The following is an 18386-nucleotide window of genomic DNA, read 5'->3' on the forward strand; positions in this document are numbered from 1 at the left end:
TCAGGCCGCCTTCTTCCTGGCATCCATGACCTCGGCCAGCGGGGCGATGCGAACACCGGCGGAGATGAGCTCGGAACGGATCAGGCGGGCCAGTCCGACAGCGCCGGGGTTGTCCCCGTGGAGGAGGACTGTGTCGACGTCGATATCCATGTCAGCGCCGTTGGCGCAGCGGATCTTGCCGTCAACCACCATGCGGAGTGTCCGCTCCACGATGTCGGCGGGATCATGCAGCACAGCACCGGGTTGGCTCCGGGGAACCAGTGTCCCGTCTTCCTGGTAGGCGCGGTCAACGATGCCGACAATTGCCACGTCCAGCCCGGCGGCGCGTGCAGCCACAGCCAGTTCGCCTTCCTGGGCCACCACCACGAGTTCGTTGTCCACGCGGGCCGCTGCCTCGGCCACGGCCCGGGCGTAATCGGCCCGGACGGCAACGAGGTTGCCGAGCCGGCCGTGGGGTGCCAAGTGCGTGACCTTGGTGCCGTGGAATGCGGCGAAGCCATTCAGCGCGCCCACTTGGTACACGACGTCGTTCTGAACTTCACCGGCCGAAAGGCCCATGTCGCGCCGACCGAAACCCCGCAGGTCCGGGAAACCCGGATGGGCCCCGATTCCAACTCCACGTCGCACGCATTCGCCAACAGTAGCGGCCATAATGTCCGGATCGCCGGCATGGAACCCGCATGCGATATTGGCGCTTGAGACGATCTCAAGGAGTTCGGAATCGTCGCCAATGGTGTAGGCGCCAAATCCCTCTCCGAGATCCGCTACAAGATCAATTATCGGGTTCACGTGGTTCTCTTTTCGTGGTTTTGCCGTGGAATTGAATTCCAAGGAAACGGCGGGTGATTTCAGGATTCCCCTCCGTTGCCGGATGTTCTTTCCAAAAGTCTCGCACCGGTCAACCACGCGGCACAAAGACCTAATAGTTATCCCGTAATAGCTCTCCGTTATGACCTGCACCACCCTGTACTGTGGCTTGGGTCCCACCGGCCCCGGATAGAATTTCCCTAACGCAAGCCACCCGGGGACGTGGCCCTCGAGGAAGGCAGACCAATGGATACGCGCAAGCTCTCATACTTCGTGCAGATCGTTGACTCCGGCAGCATTACCAAGGCTGCTGCGGCGCTCCACGTGGCACAGCCCGCCCTGAGCCAACAGGTATCGGCACTGGAAAACGACCTCAAGCAGCGCCTCCTGATCCGCAGCAAACAAGGCGTTGAGCCCACCGCGGCGGGACACACCCTCTACCGGCACGCGCAGTCGATCCTCCGGCTGGTGGAGCAGGCCCGGCAGGACGTCGCCACCTCCGGCGCCGCACCCTCCGGCCGGGTCTCCATAGCGATTGCGCCCTACAGCATGGCCTCCAGCCTGACGCCGCAGATCATCAGCGAAGTCAGCCGGCGCTATCCGGATATCGTGGTGCACCTGACGGAGATTTTTGGCGGGGTATTGAGCGAAGCCATCAAGAACGGCCGCCTGGACATGGCACTCATCTACGAGCCCGGAAAGATCCGCGGAGTGCAATTCACCACCATGATCGTGGAAGACCTGCACTTGGTGGTCCATCCGGACCTGGACGTGAACCACGGCGAGGATACGGTCACGCTTGCGGAAGCCAGCAAGGTGGGACTCTTCCTTCCGGAGAAGAACCACACCCTCCGTCAGATCATCGAGAAGGGCCTCGCCGAACAGGACCTGCCCCTCAAGCTGGTGGGCGAAGTCGAGTCGGTACCGTCACTGACCCGCCTGATCCGGGCCAACCTGGGTGGCACTGTGTTGCCCAAGTCGGCCGCCGACGCCCTCTTCCCGGACCAGGACTTCAAGGTGCTGCGGATCGTCGAACCCGGGCTGCAGAGCAAGATCGCCCTCTGCACTCCCGACCACGAGCCGCTTTCCGAGGCAGCCTCAGCCGTGCTCATGGTGGTCAAGGAAATGCTGCACCAGCAACTGATCAGGAAGTACGGAACCGACCCCGTGCAACTGCCGGCCCATCCATAACAAAGCCTTATCCGGACAGACGGCTTTGGTCTTATTCAAGACCGTTTTAATTTCCTAATATCGAATCAGCAAGGAATTCGAAAACAGCTCACGGACACCGCGGGCACGTTCAAAGGAAAAAACGGTGAAAAAGATCAGCACGACCGGATGGGTTTCGAATCCAACCCGTGGAACGATCAGCGCACGAACCGGATTCCACTGCCCGCGGAATGGTTTTTGGCGTCCCATCGGTGGCATCGGTGAACCACTGTTTGTCTTCGAAGGCAGCCTGATGCCCGCACACTCCGGAAACAGCATCGAGTGGCACCTGGTGGATACCCGCCCCGGCCACTCCGGTCTCGACTGAGCGGCGGCCGCAGGGGCAGCCGCCGGACCCGGCCACCCGCCGTCGTACTTCCACCGCCGCTGCACCGGACCGCTTAACTCGACCGCACCAAGGCGCCCTGCCCCCGGCAAGGGCGCCTTTTTCATGCCCGCGGCCCTGATCGTGCCACAAACCAGACTTGCCGCAAACCGCTCGTGCCGTAAACAGGCACACCAAAGGGCCGGCCGCAACGCCACAGACGCGCGACCGGCCCCTTCGCCGAAGATCAGTCCTCTACCAGGAGGCCCTTCTCCTTGAGCTTCTCCGTCAGTCCGCAGAGCTCAATGGTGTTGCCGCCGTCATGGTAGAGCTTGATGAGTTCGCGCTCGTGGTCATCGCGTGCTTGGGACAGCGCAATGACTTCCTCGGCCTCTTCGCGGCGGACCACCACAACGCCGTCAGCGTCGCCGCGGAGGATGTCGCCCGGGTAGATGATTTCGTCGCCGAAGACGATGGGGTGGTTGATCGGGCCGAGGGTTTCCTTGACGGTGCCCTTGATACTGACGCTGCCGGAGAACACGGGAAGGCCGAGTTCAATCAAGTCCTGGGTATCCCGCACGCCGGAATCAGTGACCATGGCAGCGATCCCCTTGGCTTTCATCGCGTTGCCCAGGACATCGCCGAACGTGCCGGCCTCGGCCATTTCCTGCGCGCCGACCAGGACCACATCGCCGGCCTGGGCATAGTGGATGGCGACCTGGAGCATGAGGTTGTCCTGTGGTGCGCAGGCGACAGTGACGGCCGGGCCGCAGAAGGACATGGAACGGTCGATCGGCTTGATCCTGGAGCTCAGCGCGCCGCGGCGGCCCTGTGCTTCGTGGATGGTGGCAGAGGAAAACTTGGCGAGGCGGCTGACGACATCGGCGTCGGGGCGCTCGAACTTGGTCTTGACGTGGATCATTGTCTGGATCTTTCTAGTTGAGGGCGTTGACGGCATCGCGGATCGAGTCCACACCGGCGTTGATGGTCTCCAGCGAGGTGGCGAAGGAGATCCGGAAGTAAGGGCCCAAGCCGTAGGCCGAACCCTGGATGACGGCCACGCGTGCGGCGTCCAACAGGTAGAGCGTGAAGTCCTGGTCGTTCCCGATGACCTTGCCGTCGGGCGCGGTTTTGCCGATTACGCCTGAGCAGTTCACGTACGCGTAGAAGGCGCCTTCGGCCGGCGCAACGGACAGGCCGTTGATGGCGTTGAGGCCCTCGACGGCGGCGTCCCGGCGTTTGCGGTAGACCTCCACCGAGTCACCGACGAAGGACTGGTCACCGTTCAGCGCCGCGACTGCTGCGGCCTGGCTGATGGACGACGGGCACGACGACGTCTGCGACTGCAGTTTGTTCATGGCCGCAATCAGGGGTACTGGACCCACTCCGTAGCCGAGCCGCCAACCGGTCATGGCATAGGCCTTGGAAACTCCGTTGACCAACAGGACGCGGTCTTTGAGCGCCGGGACGGCTGTGACCAGGCTGGTCACGCGGCCGTCGCCGAAGTGGACTTCGTCGTAGATCTCGTCGGTGAGGATGAAGACGTGCGGATTCTTCCCGAGGACCTCCCCGAGCTCCTGCAGTTCCTCACGCGTGTAGACGGCCCCGGTCGGGTTGGACGGAGCGTTGAGGATGAGCCACTTGGTTTTGGGGGTGATGGCCGCCTCCAGTGCGGCCGGTGTGAGCTTGAAGCCCGTATCCTCGCCGCACGGGACAATCACCGGAGTGCCGTCATTGGCCAGGACCATGTCCGGGTAGGAAACCCAGTATGGCGCTGGGACGATCACTTCGTCGCCCTGGTTGAGCGATGCCATCAGTGCCACGTACAGGACCTGCTTCGCTCCGCCACCGATGGTGAGCTGCTTGGCGTCATAGCGATGTCCGGCGTCCCGCTCGATCTTGTTCAGGATGGCGGCCTGCAGCTCAGGGGTGCCAGTGACCGACGTGTACTTCGTCTCGCCGGCGTTGATTGCCTTGATGGCGGCGGCCTTGATGTGGTCAGGGGTGTCGAAATCCGGCTCGCCGACCGTGAGGTCGATGATTTGGACGCCTTCGGCTTTCAGTTCGCGGACGCGGGCGGCAGCGGCGACGCTGGCTGAGGCCTTGATGCGGCTGACCCTCGACGCCGGCAGGAACTCGGACATGTCTCCTCCAGGAATGTGGAACCCGGGACGCGCGGATTCGCGGATCCCTTTTTCGAGACTAAGGACTGAAAGGGGGCTCTGGATAAGACCTAATGTGCGTGGATCTATAAGGGACTCTTATGACCGAAGGCGGCACCATACCCATGCACTTTGCTTATGGGTTCACGCGGTTTTGGTATTTCCGCGGCTTGCTGGACTCCGCCTAGATTCGAAGGGTTGGAAGTGTCCGCGCAGCGCCCGTTCCGTGGCCGAAAGGTAGCCCATGCCAGCCCATACCCGGTCAACCACAGCCCGGTACTCATACCGCGCCCGTGCCCCACGAACCGAGGCTCCGACTCACGTAGAACGCGCCAAACTCGTGCATGCACTGGCCCTGCACCGGCAACTCCTGAGCCATGCTTCCAGCGCTATCCGTAACCTCACCGCCGCCAGGAACGAGTTGATTGCGCAAGCCATGGAAGACGGGTTGGGGTTCGCGACCATTTCCGCAGCGACTGGCGAGAATCTCCGCACCGTCCGAACCATCGCTTTGGCTTATGACGATCTCCATCCGAGCGGACTTCCCCGGCAAGCCCAGTTGGCTGCGTTGAAGACCAAAAGCCGTGAGCTTCGTGCGGCCGAGAGGCACCGCGAACAGATCACGGAGCGGCGGGAAGCCCTGATTGTGATGGCACTCCGAAACCACGTGTGTGATGATCTGGAACTCGCGTCACTGACGGGGCTCACTCCGGACCATATCCGCCGGGCAACCCGGGGAATCGCACGCCCGGCCTAGTACGCCCGGCTGGCCCTCCCCGCCTGCCGGCCCCGCCTGTCGTCCCCGGCTGGGCACCCGTTGAACCCAACCCCAGCGGAGGGTAGAACGGGTACATGACCAACGACGTGAACTCCTGGATGGACCGGTACGAACGCGCATGGACCTCGAACGAGCCTGACGACATCCGGGCCCTCTTCACCGAGGACGCCACCTACTTCGACAAACCCAACACGGAGAAACCCTGGAATGGCCACGAAGAGATCGTCAAGGCGTGGGCGGACGCCGGCGACAAGCCCGAGGACTGGAAGTTCGAGTGGACACTCCTGGGGCAGGACGGCGATACCGCTTTCGTCCAAGGCGTGACCACATACCTCAACGGTGAGCCTACCTATGACAACCTTTGGGTGATCCGTTTCGCCGACGACGGCCGCGCCCGTGAATTCACCGAGTGGTACATGGCGCGCAAGTAGCTCAGGATCGGTCAGCGGGGCGGATCAGCACATTCTCTTGGATCTGGCTCCAGCCCTGGTACTTCGCTTGGCCGGCGTCGACGTCATCGTTGATGAGCTTCGCCTGCGAACCGTCAAACACAGTGAGGGTGAGGATCTCCTCACCTGTGGCAACCGCCGCGCAGCCTGCCCTCCATCGCTCCGGGAGTCCGACCGGCACCGCATACAGGCAAGCGGATCCACCTGTCTTGCTCTTTGCCCCGTAGTACTTCACGTCATCATGGGTAGCCAACAAACGGGCCGACCCCGGCTCGACCTCAAGATCCACTCCGGTGAGGCTCACGGGCTCCGGAAGCTGGTCCTCTGCCGTCGCTTCCCTGGCCAGGACGTCCGGACCTGTTGGCGACGAACAACCGGCCAGCCCCAACGCGGCAACAACGGCAACTGTAGCGACGACACGGCGTTTCATGGCTCTGCCCCCTCAGGCTCCCGTGCCGTCCAGCCTAGCCCACCCCCTCTGGTCCAGTAGCTGTCAGTAGCTGTCGCGCTCCGCCGCTTCGGGCACGGGGATGAACGTCTTGGCAAACCTCTCCGACTCGCGGGCCAGCACCGCCACATCGGCACCGACAAGCACAAAGGAGGCACCGGCGTCGAGATAGGCACGGGCGGTATCAGGGTTGAAGGCGTTCACACCGGCAGGCTTGCCGGCCGCTTTAGCGGCTTCCAGGCAATGCTCGACGACGGCCCTCACCAAGGGATTCTCCTGCTGTCCCAGCAGGCCCATGGACGCGGCGAGGTCCGAGGGGCCGAGGAAGATGCCATCCACGCCGTCGACGGCCAGGATCTCCTCCACGGCCGAGGCCGCAGCCTCGGATTCGATCTGGACCGTGAGGCTGATGGACTCGGAAGCAGCAGCCAGGTAGTCCGGGACACGGTTCCACCGTGAAGCCCGGGCCAGTGCCGAGCCAACCCCGCGAACACCATGCGGCGGGTACCGTACAGCAGCAACCGCAGAGGCTGCCTCAAACGCAGAGTTCACCATGGGGATCAGCAGGTTCTGCACGCCGAGGTCCAGGTACTGCTTGATGACCACGGTGTCATTGACCGGGGGCCGGACCATGGCCTGCACGCGGTAACCGCTGACGGCGTGGAGCTGGGCAAGGATCGATTCGAGGCCGTTGGGACTGTGCTCCGCGTCGATCAACACCCAGTCCAGACCTGAACCGGCACAGATTTCCGCCACCAGCGGGCTACCGGAGCAGACCCACATCCCGGCCAATGGACGCCCAACCTCGGAGAGGGCCGAATAGAAGGTGGGGCTCAGCTGAAGTGACATGTCACGACTCCCAACGGTCCGTAATCCGCGTGCACGGTATCACCTTTGTACACCCACAGGGGGCGGGTAAACGAGCCCGCCAGGATGATATCTCCGGCCTTCATCGAATCCCCGTGCGCGGCGATCTTGTTGGCCAGCCAGTGCACTCCATTGGCCGGGTGGTCGAGCACGCCGGCCGCGACTCCGGTCTCCTCGACGGTCTGGTTCTTGTACAGGATCGCGGACACCCAGCGGAGGTCGACGGCGTCAGGCCGCACCGGTCGTCCACCCACCACCATGGCCCCCATCGCGGCGTTGTCCGAGATGGTGTCCACGATGGTCCGGCCCTCCATTTCGATCCTGGAGTCCAGGATTTCGAGGGCCGGAACCACGTAGTCAGTCGCGTTGAGCACGTCGAAAATAGTGCAGCCGGGCCCCTTGAGGCCGGACTTCAGCACGAAGGCCAGCTCCACCTCAACTCGTGGATGGGTGTACTTGTCCCACTCCACGGAACAGCCGGTCTCCAGGACCATGTCATCGAAAATGGCGCCGTAGTCGGGCTCGGTGATGCCGGTGGCAGCTTGCATGGCTTTGGACGTGAGGCCGATCTTGCGCCCCACCAACGTGCGTCCGGCTTCCTCGTTCCGCCGCATCCATAGCTGCTGCACGGCGTAGGAGTCCTCCACCGTCATGTCGGGGTAACGCGCGGTCAGGCGCGGGACCGGTTTACGGTTCCGGCCGGCTTCGAGGAGCTCGTCGGCAATGGCTTCGATCGTCTTCGCGTCCAACATGGCCTAGACCTGGGCTCCCAGCTTGAAGCCCTCCGCCGTATCTGAAGCGCCCTCGGGCCGGGTGTAGGAGAAGCCGTCGGCGCCGACAGTGACGGCCATTTCGGACTTGTCCTCGCGCTCGATGATGGGCTGCGGGTTGCCATCGAGGTCCAGGACCAGGGAGGCCTCGGTGTACCAGGACGGGACCACGGGGTTGCCCCACCAGTCGCGGCGCTGGTTGTCGTGGACGTCCCAGGTGACGGTGGGGTTGTCGGGGTCGCCGGTGTAGTAGTCCTGCGTGTAGATCTCCACGCGGTGGCCGTCCGGGTCAAGGATGTAGAGGTAGAACGCGTTGGACACACCGTGGCGTCCGGGACCGCGTTCGATCCGGTCCGAGATGCGCAGGGCACCCATCTTGTCGCAGATCTGGATGATGTTGTGCTTCTCGTGCGTGGAGAACGCGATGTGGTGCAGGCGGGGTCCGTTGCCCCCGGTCAGGGCGGTATCGTGCACGGTCTGCTTGCGGTGCATCCACGCGGCGTAAGTGACGCCGTCGGAATCCTTGATGTCCTCGGAAACGCGGAAGCCGAGGTCCTCCAGGTACTTACGGCCGCGGGGAACGTCCGGGGTGACCTGGTTGAAGTGGTCCAGGCGGACCAGTTCCCCGGCGGAGTAGAGGTCGTAGCGCTGGGTGAGGCGTTCGACGTGCTCGACGTCGTAGAAGAACTCGTACGGGAAGCCCAGCGGATCCTCGACGCGGACGGAGTCGCCCACGCCCTTTGTGAAGCCCTCCTTGCGGCGCTCAACGCGGCAACCCAGCTCGCGGTAGTAGGCCTCGGCGGCGTCGACCTCGGCCGGGGACTTCACACGGTAGGCGAAGGCAGCAGCTGCGGCGACCGGGCCCTTGCGGAGGACCAGGTTGTGGTGGATGAACTCCTCGAAGGAGCGCAGGTAGATGGTGTTCTCGTCCTCTTCGGTGACGTGCAGGCCCAGCAGGTCCACGTAGAACGCGCGGGACTTCTCCAGGTCCGTGACTACGAGTTCCAGGTACGCGCAGCGGACGATATCCGGAGCCGGGACTGTGGGAGTGGGGATGGGGCCGGTGAATGGGTTGCTCATGGGATTCTCTCTTCGTTGAAAGGGGTCATTTGGATGGATTTTTTGTACAGGTGCGGCCCTTTAGAACGGGTTTTAGGGGCGTTATCTGTACAAAAACTCCGAGTTTAGGCGCCGAATTTGGGTGTGTGGACCGAACCGAGGGTGATGTGCACGGCCTGCTGGTCGGTGTAGAAGTCGATGGAACGGTAGCCGCCTTCGTGGCCCAGGCCGGAGGCTTTGACGCCGCCGAACGGGGTGCGGAGGTCGCGGACGTTGTGGCTGTTGAGCCAGACCATGCCGGCTTCGACGTTCTGGGAGAAGTTGTGGGCCCGGGTCAGGTTCTGGGTCCAGATGTAGGCCGCCAGGCCGTACTTGGTGTTGTTCGCCAAGGCGAGGGCTTCGTCGTCGTTCTCGAAGGGCGTGATGGCCACGACGGGACCGAAGATTTCCTCCTGGAAGATCCGCGCGTCAGGCGCGACGTCGGCAAACACCGTGGGTGCGATGTAGTTGCCTTCAGGCAGGTGGTCGGGCCTGCCGCCACCGGCCAGGAGCCGGCCTTCGGACTTGCCGATCTCCACGTACGATGCCACCTTGTCGTAGTGCTCCGGGTGGACGAGTGCGCCGACCTGGGTCTTGGGATCGTGGGGATCGCCCACCACGATGTTCTTGGCCCGGGCTGCGTATTTTTCGCAGAATTCGTCGTAGATGGCGCGCTCAACCAGGATGCGGGAGCCGGCGGTGCAGCGTTCTCCGTTGAGGGAGAACACCCCGAACAGTGCCGAGTCGATCGCAGCGTCCAGGTCGGCGTCGGCGAACACGACGCACGGGGACTTGCCGCCGAGTTCCATGGACAGGCCTTTGAGGTTGGCGGCTGCGTTGCGGAAGATCGTCTGGCCCGTGGTGGTCTCGCCGGTGAAGGAAATCAGCGGCACGTCCGGGTGCTTCACCAGTGCATCGCCGGCTTCCTCGCCCAGGCCGTTCACCAGGTTGAACACGCCGTCGGGCAGGCCGGCGTCCTTGAAAATCTGCGCCCACAGCGACGCAGAGAGCGGCGTGAACTCGGCAGGCTTGAGGACCACGGTGTTGCCCGTTGCCAAAGCCGGGGCGAGCTTCCAGGACTCCAGCATGAACGGCGTGTTCCACGGCGTGATGAGCCCTGCGACGCCGATCGGCTTGCGGTTCACGTAGTTGATCTGCGAGCCCGGAACCTTCATGGCGTCGTCGAACTGGGCCACGATCAGGTCCGCGAAGAAGCGGAAGTTCTCGGCAGCCCGGAGCGCTTGGCCCTTTGCCTGGGTGATCGGCAGGCCGGTATCGAACGTCTCCAGCTCGGCGAGTCGTGCTTCCTGCGCTTCAACGGCGTCGGCGATCTTGTTCAGGACGCGGGCACGTTCGCGCGGCTTCATCTTCGGCCACGGGCCGTTCTTGAAGGCTTCGCGGGCGGCTGCCACGGCGAGGTCGATGTCTTCCTTCTGGCCGGCAGCGGCGGTGGCGTAATTGCCGTTGGAGACCGGATCCAGGACGTCGAAGGTCTTACCGGACACGGAGTCAACGAACTCGCCGTTGATGAAGTGCTGGATATGGGTGGGCAGGTTTTCGGGAATGTAATGCTTGTTGGTTTCTACCGAGGTCGTCATCGTTGTCTTCCTTTTCTTCCAACGCGGGGTCACTTATGGCCCATTCGAGGTGGGTTTATGGGCCATAAGTGACCCCGGGTTGCTTTTAGGTGGTGGTGGAGAGGTATGCGTCGAGGGTGGCGGCGCGGTGTTGGCGGGCTGCTTTTTCGATGGTGTCGGCGTCTGCTCCGGACTCGATGAGCTGCAGCAGTGCTTCGTGTTCGCGGACTGATTCCTGCGCGCGGCCGGGGACGAACCGGAACGTGGAGGACCTCAACGAGGCCAACCGGTTCCAGCCCCGGTGGACCAGGTCGAGGATGTGCGGGTTCGGGCAGTGTTCAAAGAGGACACTGTGGAAGTCCTGGTTCAAAGCCGTGAAGCGGACGGGATCGAAGTGTTCCAGGCACTCACGCATCTCGTCGTTCACAGCACGTGCCCGGGCAATCGCAACCGAATCGATCAGCGGAGCCGACAATGCCGTGGCGGCACCTTCCACGATGCTCAAGGTCTGCATCGTGTAGAGGTATTCGGTGGGATCGATCCCGGAGACCGTGGCTCCCACGTTCCGTTCGAACTTCACCAGTCCTTCGGCCTCCAGCCGGCGGATCGCCTCCCGGACCGGGACCACGCTGAAGCCCAGGTCTTCGGCGATCTTTGCGAGCACCAGCCGGTAACCCGGCGTGTAGGTCCCCTCGACGATCCGCGCTTTGACGGCGGTATAGGCCTGCTGGGACTTGCTTTGGGCGGCACTTTCGACGGCGGTTTCAGTCACTGTGGGCTCCTTCCGCGGCATGCCGGCGGGCTGACCATTCCTGGTAGCGGGCCTGCCATTCGGCGTTCATCGGATACAGCCCATCAACGCTGTTGCCTTCCTGGACCATCTGGAAGATGAACGTCTCTTCCTTTTCCTGCTGGATGCAGTCGTCCACGAGTTCCTCGGCGATGGCCGGCGGGATCACCAGGATTCCGTCCGAGTCGGCCACGATGATGTCACCGGGCTGGACGGTGGCTCCCCCGCAGGCGATGGTGATGTCCGTGTCCCAAGGAATGTGCCGGCGTCCGAGGACTGCCGGGTGCGGGTTGGCGAAGTACGTGGGCATCTCCAGGTCAGCGACTGCCGAGTAGTCGCGGACGCCGCCGTCGGTAATGATCGCCGCAGCACCGCGGACCTGGGCCCGCAGTGCGAGGATGTCCCCAACAGTGCCAGTCCCCTTCTCTCCCCGGGCTTCCATGACCAGGATTTCGCCTTCGTTGACGGAATCGATAGCGCGTTTCTGGGCATTGAACCCGCCGCCGTGGGTCTTGAAGAGATCCTCCCGGTTGGGCACGTAGCGCAGCGTTCGCGCGAGGCCCACGACTTTGCGGTCCGGGCGCGTGGCCTGCAGGCCGTCGATACTCACGTTGTTAAGGCCGCGCTTGCGCAGCTGCGAGGACAAAGTGGCTGTCGCGACGGACTCGAGCTTGGCCTTCAACTCCGGCGTCAGGACATTCCCGGTGCCGGCATCAGCCGCGGCGGGGGCCAGTCCCGCAGCCTCCCGGGAGCCGTACGCCTCTTCGCGCTGGGTGTCATCGGACTTGGGCAGGGCACCAAAGTCCGCGAACGGCGTCGTACCTTCCGTGACTTTGGTGGTCAGGCGGCCGCTGCTGAACCCAGCGCCGGTGACCTCAATTTCGACGACGTCACCCGGCTTGGCCACGGAGGCGCCGGCGGGAGTGCCGGTGAGGATGATGTCGCCCTCTTCGAGCGTGAGCAGCTGGGAAAGGTCCGCGACGAGCTGCCCGAACGGGAAGAGCAGGTCCTCGGTGGTGTCGTCCTGGACCAACTCGCCGTTGTGCCAGGTGCGGATGGTTAGGGCAGCGGGATCAACGGCGTCGGCAGGGATCAGCGCCGGGCCAACGGGGGTAAATCCGTCGCCGCCCTTGGACCGGACATTGGAGCCCTTGTCCGCGTAGCGCAGGTCGTAGACGCCGAGGTCGTTGGACGCGGTCACCCACTCGACGTGGCTCCATGCATCCGCAAGGCCGACACGACGGGCGGACTTGCCGATGATAAGCGCGATCTCGCCCTCGTAGCCCAGCAATTCACAACCTGCCGGACGTTCAACAATGCCGGGGGCCTCAGCCGAACCGAGCGCCAAGGACGAGGAAGGCTTCAGGAAGTACGACGGCTGCTGCGGGGTACGTCCACGCTGCGCGGCACGGCTGGGGTAATTGATGTGGACCGCAATGACCTTGCGCGTCCGGGCCAGCATGTCCTGGCTGACTTCCTCGGTCCGGACCTCCAGTGTCACGGCGCCTCCTCCTGATAAGTATCTGATCGCCCCAGTTATCGAGTACGAAATCGTATACGAAAACTATGACGCGTTAATGTGATGCCCGTCAACCCCCTCCATAAGGCTGAGTCTCGCGGGAGGGGGAACACGGCGGGGAGAAGGATGCGGCGAAGCCCTGGCGTGAGAACTGATGAACACTACAAAGTGTCGTCGGCCTCCCGTAGGGTACCCGCATGGACATCATCCTCGTACCGGGTTTTTGGTTGGACGCATCGTCGTGGGATGGGGTGACGCCGGCCCTGGTGGAAGCAGGGCATCGGGTCCATCCGCTCACCTTGCCAGGCTTGGAATCGGCGGACGCACCCCGGGCGGGCATCGGCCTTCGAACACACATCGATGCCGTCGTGGACAAGGTGGATTCGCTGGACGGGAAAGTGATCCTGGTGGGTCACTCGGGCGGGGGCGCCATTATTCATGGCGTGGCCGACGCCCGTCCGGACCGCATAGCCCGGGCCATCTATGTGGACAGCGGGCCGCTGGGTGAGGGCGGGGTCATCAATGATGAATTACCGGACGACGGCGACGGGATACCCCTCCCGCCGTGGGAAGCATTCGAAGATGAGGATCTCGTGGACCTCACCGACGAGCTTAAAGCAGTCTTCCGCGCCCGGGCGATTCCCGAACCCAAGGGCGTCGCCTTCGACCAGCAACACCTCACGAACACTGCCCGCTACGACGTCCCCGCAACGATCATCGCGTGCGAATTTCCATCGTCACTGCTCAAGGAGTGGATGGACGCCGGGCATCCGTTCACGGCCGAACTAGCCCGGATCCGGGACGTTGACTACGTGGATCTGCCCACGGGGCACTGGCCCCAGCTCACCAAACCCGGTGAACTGGGCCAGGCCATCCTGACGGCCGTCAACCACAGCGGTTAACGGACTGCAGCTACTAGTGGCGGGGTGGCGTGTTGGTTGCCGGGCCTTCCGGCGCCGCGCCGCCCTCATCGGTCCAGTCCGTACCTGTCGTGTCGTCGAGGGCAGGATCGGACACGACGTCCGAGGCTACGGCAGGAGCAGGAGCCGCCACGGGAACTGTGGCCGCCTTGGTCTCCTCGCCGCCAGTGGAGTCCGCCCGATCACCGGACGTGGATGAGTTGTGTCCAGGGAACATGGTTTCCGCCTTCTCCATTAGCTTCTTGCCGGCTTCATACAGATTTTCCAGAATGTCCGGAACGGTCTCCTGGACTGTCTCTGCAGCCTGATGGACGTTCTCCTGGACCTCTGGGTTCTTCAGGACTTTCTCGGTGCCTCCGCGGACCCGCCGGTACACTTCCGGCCAGGACTTTGACCCCCACACGTAGCCAACAGCCACGCCGACGGCGAACAATGCTTTACCTTTCACGGCACTCACTCCTTCAGAGGTGTTCTTATTCGACCCTAGTCCCGCTCCACGCGCCCTGTCACCTGCCAATAGTCCGGCCCCCAATGACCGGGCCATGTAATGGCCTGCACTCAGCTGGTTCCATCGCCTTGGTGAAAAGCAAAGATTGGTCCGTGCGAATTGTCATTTACTGGAACAAAGGGATCGAGGGGCGCCTCGATATTCCGGGAGTGACGCAAGGTCATTGCCGGCAAGCACCGGGAAAAGCAGGACTTTACCGGGTGGCGAAGAGCCGGATTGCGCACCTTCCACGGCCGGAGAACGCAACCACGCCGGGAACCCCACCGGGACCGCCCCGCATGACTGGTCAAAGCACCATTCGCAGCACTTCCGGCTTCCCGGCCATGACAAGTAGATAGTCAGGTTACTTGCTACTTGTGCCGCGAGCGGCTAGCGTTGCATATGTAGTACCAAGTCCGACCCATTGGCAGGAGTGCTTTATTGGCTGGATATAACAAATACATCGGAGTCGAATGAGCAATTCCTCTCCTTACATTCCATAGGGCCTCCGGGGCCCCATTGCGATGCCCGCACCGCAGCATCGGCCCCCGGTGAACTTACTCGCTTAATCGCGTCCGTGGAATTTCCATCGACATGAAAGTAGGAACAAAAATGGGTTTCTTTGGTTTTCTTCTGCTCGGCCTTTTGGCCGGCGCTATCGCTAAACTTATTCTCCCCGGCCGCCAGGGTGGTGGCTGGTTCATCACGCTCATCCTCGGCGTCGTCGGCGCCCTCCTGGGTGGTTGGATCGGTGGCCTGATCTTCAACACGGGCCTGCAGGAATTCTTCTCCCTGACAACCTGGCTCCTGGCCATCGGCGGCTCGATCATCGTGCTGCTGATCTACGGCCTCGTTACCAACCGCAGGGCTACCCATGGCTAATAACCAGAACCGCGATGCCAACGGTGAAGAACTCGACGGCCAGTACACCGAGGGGGATTACGGAGACGCAGGAGCGTCGCCGGAAACCCTGAAGGAAGATGCTGGCGGAGACTACACCGAGGGTGACTACGCCGAGTCGACTGTGCCTTCAGCAGATGCCGAACTCGACGCCAAGAACACGGAAGACACCCCGGCTGACCGGCCGTTCTCGTCCGAACCGGATGAAGAAGCAGGCTCAGGCCGGCCGTAGTGGCTCCCGCCTCGTGAATAACTGAATCAACGCAAGAACCCGGAGGACTGCATTGCAGCCTCCGGGTTCTTGCGTTGGCGAAAGGCACTGATATTTTCAGGCATGGATTGTCGGGGCATGTGCGGACAGGGCCGCGTAGCGTCGTTCCCAAGGAATGGAGGCAACTGTGCAGGAGTGGAACCAGGCCATGGCCATCATCGAGCAGGATCTGGCCGCGACCGCGGAGGTCAGCGAGCTGGCCAAGGCCGCACTGACCTCCGAATACCACTTCAGGAGGATGTTCTCCTCACTGGCAGGGATACCCATCTCCGAGTACATCCGACGACGCCGCCTCACCGCAGCGACGGCGGAAATCCTGGAAGGCGCAACCGTGCTGGACGTTGCCGTCCGCTACGGATACGGGTCGGCCGAGGCGTTCACGCGGGCCTTCAAGGCAATGCATGGGCTGACACCCTCAGAGGCCCGGCGTCCCGGAGCGGTACTCCATTCCCAACCTCAACTGAGGTTCCATCTCCGCGTTGAAGGGAATACCGATATGAAACACCGCATAGTGGATAAGGGAGCTTTCCACTTGATTGGCTTGAAGGCCCGCATACCGCTCGTACACTCGGGGCCCAACCAGGCGATCATCGACTTCCAGCGAAGCCTGGACCCTGCGCTGACGGCCAGGTTGCTTGAGTTGGCCGACACGGACCCCTCAGGTCCACTGTCTGTCACCGACAACATCCATGAGCAGCGGACCGAAGGAAGCGAGCTGGACTACTGGCATGCTGTGGCCTCCACCAGGGCAGCTCCGGAAGGCCTTGATTCCTTGGGGGTCCCCGCCGGACAGTGGGTAGTCTTCGAAGCCGAAGGAAAGTTCCCCGAGGTTCTTCAGAGCATGTGGGCGGACGCCGCCACTGAGTGGTTCCCGGCCAACCCGTACCGATGGGCGCCGGGACCCGAAATGCTCAGTGTCCAGGTTGAGGCAGGCGGAACACACGGCCGTGGCCAACTGTGGATTCCCGTGGAAAGGGATACCGCAGGTTCTGCCCCGGCCTAGAGCCCCTTGCCTCCCGTCACGGGCAGTACTGCACCGGAAATGTAGGATCCCTCGTCGGAGGCAAGCAGGACGTATGCAGGAGCCAGCTCCGCGGGTTGTCCGGCACGGCCCAAGGGCGTGTCCTGACCAAATGAGGGCAACTTGTCCGGCCACTCGGTGGCGGGGATCAACGGAGTCCAAATGGGACCGGGCGCCACAGCGTTGACGCGGATTCCCTTGGGTCCGAGTTCCTCGGCCATGGCCTTGGTAAAGGCCACCTGGGCAGCCTTGGTCATGGCGTAATCCACCAGTTGCGCCGAGGGATTGAAAGCCTGGATGGATGCGGTCACGATGATCGACGCTCCGGGGCGGAGGTGGGGAATGGCCGCTTGTGCCGTCCAGATGAGGGAGTACAGGTTGGTCTTGAAGACGCGGTCGAACTCCTCAGTGGGGATCGTTTCCAGGCCCTCCCTGTTCTTTTGGTAGGCCGCGTTCAGCACTACGACGTTGAGGCCGCCGAGCTCCCGAACAGTGCGTTCCACGATTTCGGCGGCAAAGCCTTCGTCCCGCGCGTCGCCGGGCAGCAGTAGGACCCGGGCACCGCACTCGCGGATCCAGTCCGACGTCGATTGCGCGTCTTCTTCCTCTTCCGGGAGGTAGCTGATGGCTACATCGGCACCTTCCCGGGCGTAGGCGATGGCCACTGCGGCACCGATACCGGAGTCCCCACCGGTTATGAGCGCCGTTTTGCCCTGCAGCCGGCCGTGCCCAACGTAGCTTTTTTCGCCGTGGTCGGGCTGTGGGTCAAGGGGCTTGGTCAGGCCTGGCTGTTGCTGCTCCTGGCGGGGAAATTCATCCCCGTAATAGCCGCTCCGGGGATCCGAGGGCGCGGAGGCGAGGCGATGCCCGCCTGCTTCCGGGTCGTCATTCCGGCGTGGATCGTCGTGAGTCATGATTCTGCCCCTCTCAGGTAGCCTGCTCGCAGGATTCACCGAACCGGTGTTCCATCGCACGGTTTGGCTCATCGCACGGTTTGTTGGACCTGTACCCACCACCCGGGCCCCTAAACGGTGCTCGGCTCCCTTGGCAGGACCCACCGGAAATCGCTAGGTCCGGAGGGACTTGGCCTTGACCATCAGGAAGAGCCCGTAGGCAATCAGCCCGACGGCGACGGCGGCCAGCAAGTACGGCCCATATGGCTGTTCCCGCAGCGCCTTCAGGCTTCCATCCAGGCCGGTTGATTGCTCCGGTTGGGCACGTATGGCGGCGATGACCACCAGCAGGCCGACCAGGAACAGGGCAATGCCTTTCGCTATGTAGCCCACCACGCCCACGCCGACCTGGAACTTGCGGACGGCCTCCTCCGAGGACAACGAGATGTCCCGTTTGAACGTTTGCCGGAAGCCGCGCACGGCGAACACGATGCCCGTGATGGCGATGCCTGCACCGATCGCGACCAGCAGGAACACCCCGAAGGGAGCACTCAGGAGGGTGAGGGTGAAATCGCTGCTGGACTCGCGGCTGTTTTTGCCCTGGCCCATGATGAACGAGACGATCGTCGCCGCCAAGGCCGCGAACACGAGCGCCTGGCCTGCGGCGGACAGTCTTTTGGTGAGCTTCTTGCTGGAGGTCCGTTCCCCAAGGATGGCGTTACCCAGTTGCCACAACGCCAGCGCCGCGCAGGCACCGAAGCAGGCCCAGAGGAGCACCGGACCCACAGGTTGGCTGGCCAGCGAGGCCACCGCTCCTGACACATCGGCTTCGCCACCGCGCCCGAACGCCAGCTGGAGGGCGATGACTCCGATGAGGACGTGCAGCAGCCCGCTGACGGCGTACCCGGCACGCGCAACGATCTCGAAGGTCCGCGAGTTTGAGGCCTCTTCGGCCGCATCGGCGGCCTTCCTCATCTCCTCTTTAATGACAAGCCTCCTTAGTTTCCGATGGACACCATCGTCCCACCCGCACCCCGTGAATGCCACGGCATTAACGACGACGGGCAGGCACCTGGGTGCCTGCCCGTAGAAAAA

Annotated in this window: 21 protein-coding genes; 8 read left to right on the forward strand and 13 right to left on the reverse strand. The window is 63.2% G+C overall.

Annotation, left to right across the window (positions count from 1 at the left end):
- Positions 1-789 (reverse strand): LamB/YcsF family protein, encoded by a 789-nt coding sequence (locus tag JMY29_RS18880; protein ID WP_055973562.1) that lies wholly within the window; start codon positions 787-789, stop codon positions 1-3.
- A gap of 264 nt (positions 790-1053) precedes the next feature.
- Here JMY29_RS18880 and JMY29_RS18885 point away from each other — a divergent pair, with 264 nt between their 5' ends.
- On the forward strand, positions 1054-1998 hold the full coding sequence (locus JMY29_RS18885) for a LysR substrate-binding domain-containing protein (protein ID WP_039243331.1): 945 nt from the start codon (positions 1054-1056) through the stop codon (positions 1996-1998).
- A gap of 124 nt (positions 1999-2122) precedes the next feature.
- Positions 2123-2344, forward strand: coding sequence for a hypothetical protein (locus JMY29_RS18890; protein WP_018779818.1), 222 nt, complete (start codon positions 2123-2125; stop codon positions 2342-2344).
- A gap of 244 nt (positions 2345-2588) precedes the next feature.
- Here the strand turns inward: JMY29_RS18890 and JMY29_RS18895 are convergent, their stop codons facing one another.
- Both JMY29_RS18895 and JMY29_RS18900 read right to left on the reverse strand, forming a co-directional pair.
- Positions 2589-3263, reverse strand: coding sequence for a 4-carboxy-4-hydroxy-2-oxoadipate aldolase/oxaloacetate decarboxylase (locus tag JMY29_RS18895; protein WP_018779817.1), 675 nt, complete (start codon positions 3261-3263; stop codon positions 2589-2591).
- A 13-nt stretch (positions 3264-3276) separates the two neighbouring features.
- Complete coding sequence (locus tag JMY29_RS18900; RefSeq protein WP_189076788.1) at positions 3277-4485, reverse strand: aspartate transaminase; 1209 nt, start codon at positions 4483-4485, stop codon at positions 3277-3279.
- Between the two features lie 262 nt (positions 4486-4747).
- On the opposite strand from JMY29_RS18900, the gene JMY29_RS18905 reads away from it, so the two are divergent.
- Both JMY29_RS18905 and JMY29_RS18910 read left to right on the forward strand, forming a co-directional pair.
- A complete protein-coding gene (locus tag JMY29_RS18905; RefSeq protein WP_229778705.1) occupies positions 4748-5260 on the forward strand; it encodes a hypothetical protein in 513 nt (170 codons plus the stop codon).
- A 95-nt stretch (positions 5261-5355) separates the two neighbouring features.
- A complete protein-coding gene (locus tag JMY29_RS18910) occupies positions 5356-5712 on the forward strand; it encodes a nuclear transport factor 2 family protein (protein WP_189076787.1) in 357 nt (118 codons plus the stop codon).
- Position 5713: 1 nt separating this feature from the next.
- On the opposite strand, the gene JMY29_RS18915 is transcribed toward JMY29_RS18910, so the two are convergent.
- From JMY29_RS18915 to JMY29_RS18945, 7 genes are all read right to left on the reverse strand, one after another.
- Complete coding sequence (locus JMY29_RS18915) at positions 5714-6160, reverse strand: hypothetical protein (protein ID WP_079582400.1); 447 nt, start codon at positions 6158-6160, stop codon at positions 5714-5716.
- A gap of 63 nt (positions 6161-6223) precedes the next feature.
- Positions 6224-7027, reverse strand: a complete 804-nt coding sequence (locus tag JMY29_RS18920) for an HpcH/HpaI aldolase family protein (RefSeq protein WP_189076786.1) — start codon at positions 7025-7027, stop codon at positions 6224-6226.
- Positions 7012-7797, reverse strand: coding sequence for a 2-oxo-hept-4-ene-1,7-dioate hydratase (hpaH, locus tag JMY29_RS18925; RefSeq protein ID WP_018779811.1), 786 nt, complete (start codon positions 7795-7797; stop codon positions 7012-7014). Before hpaH ends, JMY29_RS18920 begins: the two co-directional genes overlap by 16 nt.
- A 3-nt stretch (positions 7798-7800) precedes the next feature.
- Complete coding sequence (gene hpaD / locus JMY29_RS18930) at positions 7801-8895, reverse strand: 3,4-dihydroxyphenylacetate 2,3-dioxygenase (protein ID WP_018779810.1); 1095 nt, start codon at positions 8893-8895, stop codon at positions 7801-7803.
- A 104-nt stretch (positions 8896-8999) separates the two neighbouring features.
- On the reverse strand, positions 9000-10511 hold the full coding sequence (gene hpaE / locus JMY29_RS18935) for a 5-carboxymethyl-2-hydroxymuconate semialdehyde dehydrogenase (protein WP_055973568.1): 1512 nt from the start codon (positions 10509-10511) through the stop codon (positions 9000-9002).
- An 85-nt stretch (positions 10512-10596) separates the two neighbouring features.
- On the reverse strand, positions 10597-11262 hold the full coding sequence (locus tag JMY29_RS18940; protein ID WP_189076785.1) for a GntR family transcriptional regulator: 666 nt from the start codon (positions 11260-11262) through the stop codon (positions 10597-10599).
- Positions 11255-12742: a fumarylacetoacetate hydrolase family protein gene (locus JMY29_RS18945; protein ID WP_229778707.1), complete on the reverse strand. Its 1488-nt coding sequence runs from the start codon at positions 12740-12742 to the stop codon at positions 11255-11257. The genes JMY29_RS18940 and JMY29_RS18945 overlap by 8 nt, the downstream gene beginning before the upstream one ends.
- Before the next feature lie 254 nt (positions 12743-12996).
- Between JMY29_RS18945 and JMY29_RS18950 the strand changes: the two genes are divergently transcribed.
- Complete coding sequence (locus JMY29_RS18950) at positions 12997-13701, forward strand: alpha/beta fold hydrolase (protein WP_189076783.1); 705 nt, start codon at positions 12997-12999, stop codon at positions 13699-13701.
- Positions 13702-13714: 13 nt separating this feature from the next.
- Here the strand turns inward: JMY29_RS18950 and JMY29_RS18955 are convergent, their stop codons facing one another.
- A complete protein-coding gene (locus tag JMY29_RS18955) occupies positions 13715-14167 on the reverse strand; it encodes a hypothetical protein (RefSeq protein ID WP_018779805.1) in 453 nt (150 codons plus the stop codon).
- Between the two features lie 651 nt (positions 14168-14818).
- On the opposite strand from JMY29_RS18955, the gene JMY29_RS18960 reads away from it, so the two are divergent.
- The 3 genes from JMY29_RS18960 (at position 14819) to JMY29_RS18970 (ending at position 16380) form a co-directional block, all read left to right on the forward strand.
- Complete coding sequence (locus tag JMY29_RS18960; protein WP_018779804.1) at positions 14819-15088, forward strand: GlsB/YeaQ/YmgE family stress response membrane protein; 270 nt, start codon at positions 14819-14821, stop codon at positions 15086-15088.
- Entirely contained in the window at positions 15081-15338 is a 258-nt protein-coding gene (locus JMY29_RS18965) for a hypothetical protein (RefSeq protein ID WP_064723438.1), read from the forward strand. The genes JMY29_RS18960 and JMY29_RS18965 overlap by 8 nt, the downstream gene beginning before the upstream one ends.
- 166 nt (positions 15339-15504) lie before the next feature.
- The gene (locus JMY29_RS18970; protein WP_189076782.1) at positions 15505-16380 is read left to right on the forward strand and encodes an AraC family transcriptional regulator; all 876 of its coding nucleotides are present in this window, start codon (positions 15505-15507) and stop codon (positions 16378-16380) included.
- Here the strand turns inward: JMY29_RS18970 and JMY29_RS18975 are convergent.
- Together JMY29_RS18975 and JMY29_RS18980 are read right to left on the reverse strand one after the other, a co-directional pair.
- Positions 16377-17312: an SDR family oxidoreductase gene (locus JMY29_RS18975; protein ID WP_189076781.1), complete on the reverse strand. Its 936-nt coding sequence runs from the start codon at positions 17310-17312 to the stop codon at positions 16377-16379. The genes JMY29_RS18970 and JMY29_RS18975 overlap by 4 nt on opposite strands.
- 153 nt (positions 17313-17465) lie before the next feature.
- A complete protein-coding gene (locus tag JMY29_RS18980; RefSeq protein ID WP_018779800.1) occupies positions 17466-18266 on the reverse strand; it encodes a DUF1206 domain-containing protein in 801 nt (266 codons plus the stop codon).
- Positions 18267-18386 lie beyond the last annotated feature (120 nt).

Source organism: Paenarthrobacter nicotinovorans (genome assembly GCF_021919345.1).
GTDB classification, from domain to species: domain Bacteria; phylum Actinomycetota; class Actinomycetes; order Actinomycetales; family Micrococcaceae; genus Arthrobacter; species Arthrobacter nicotinovorans.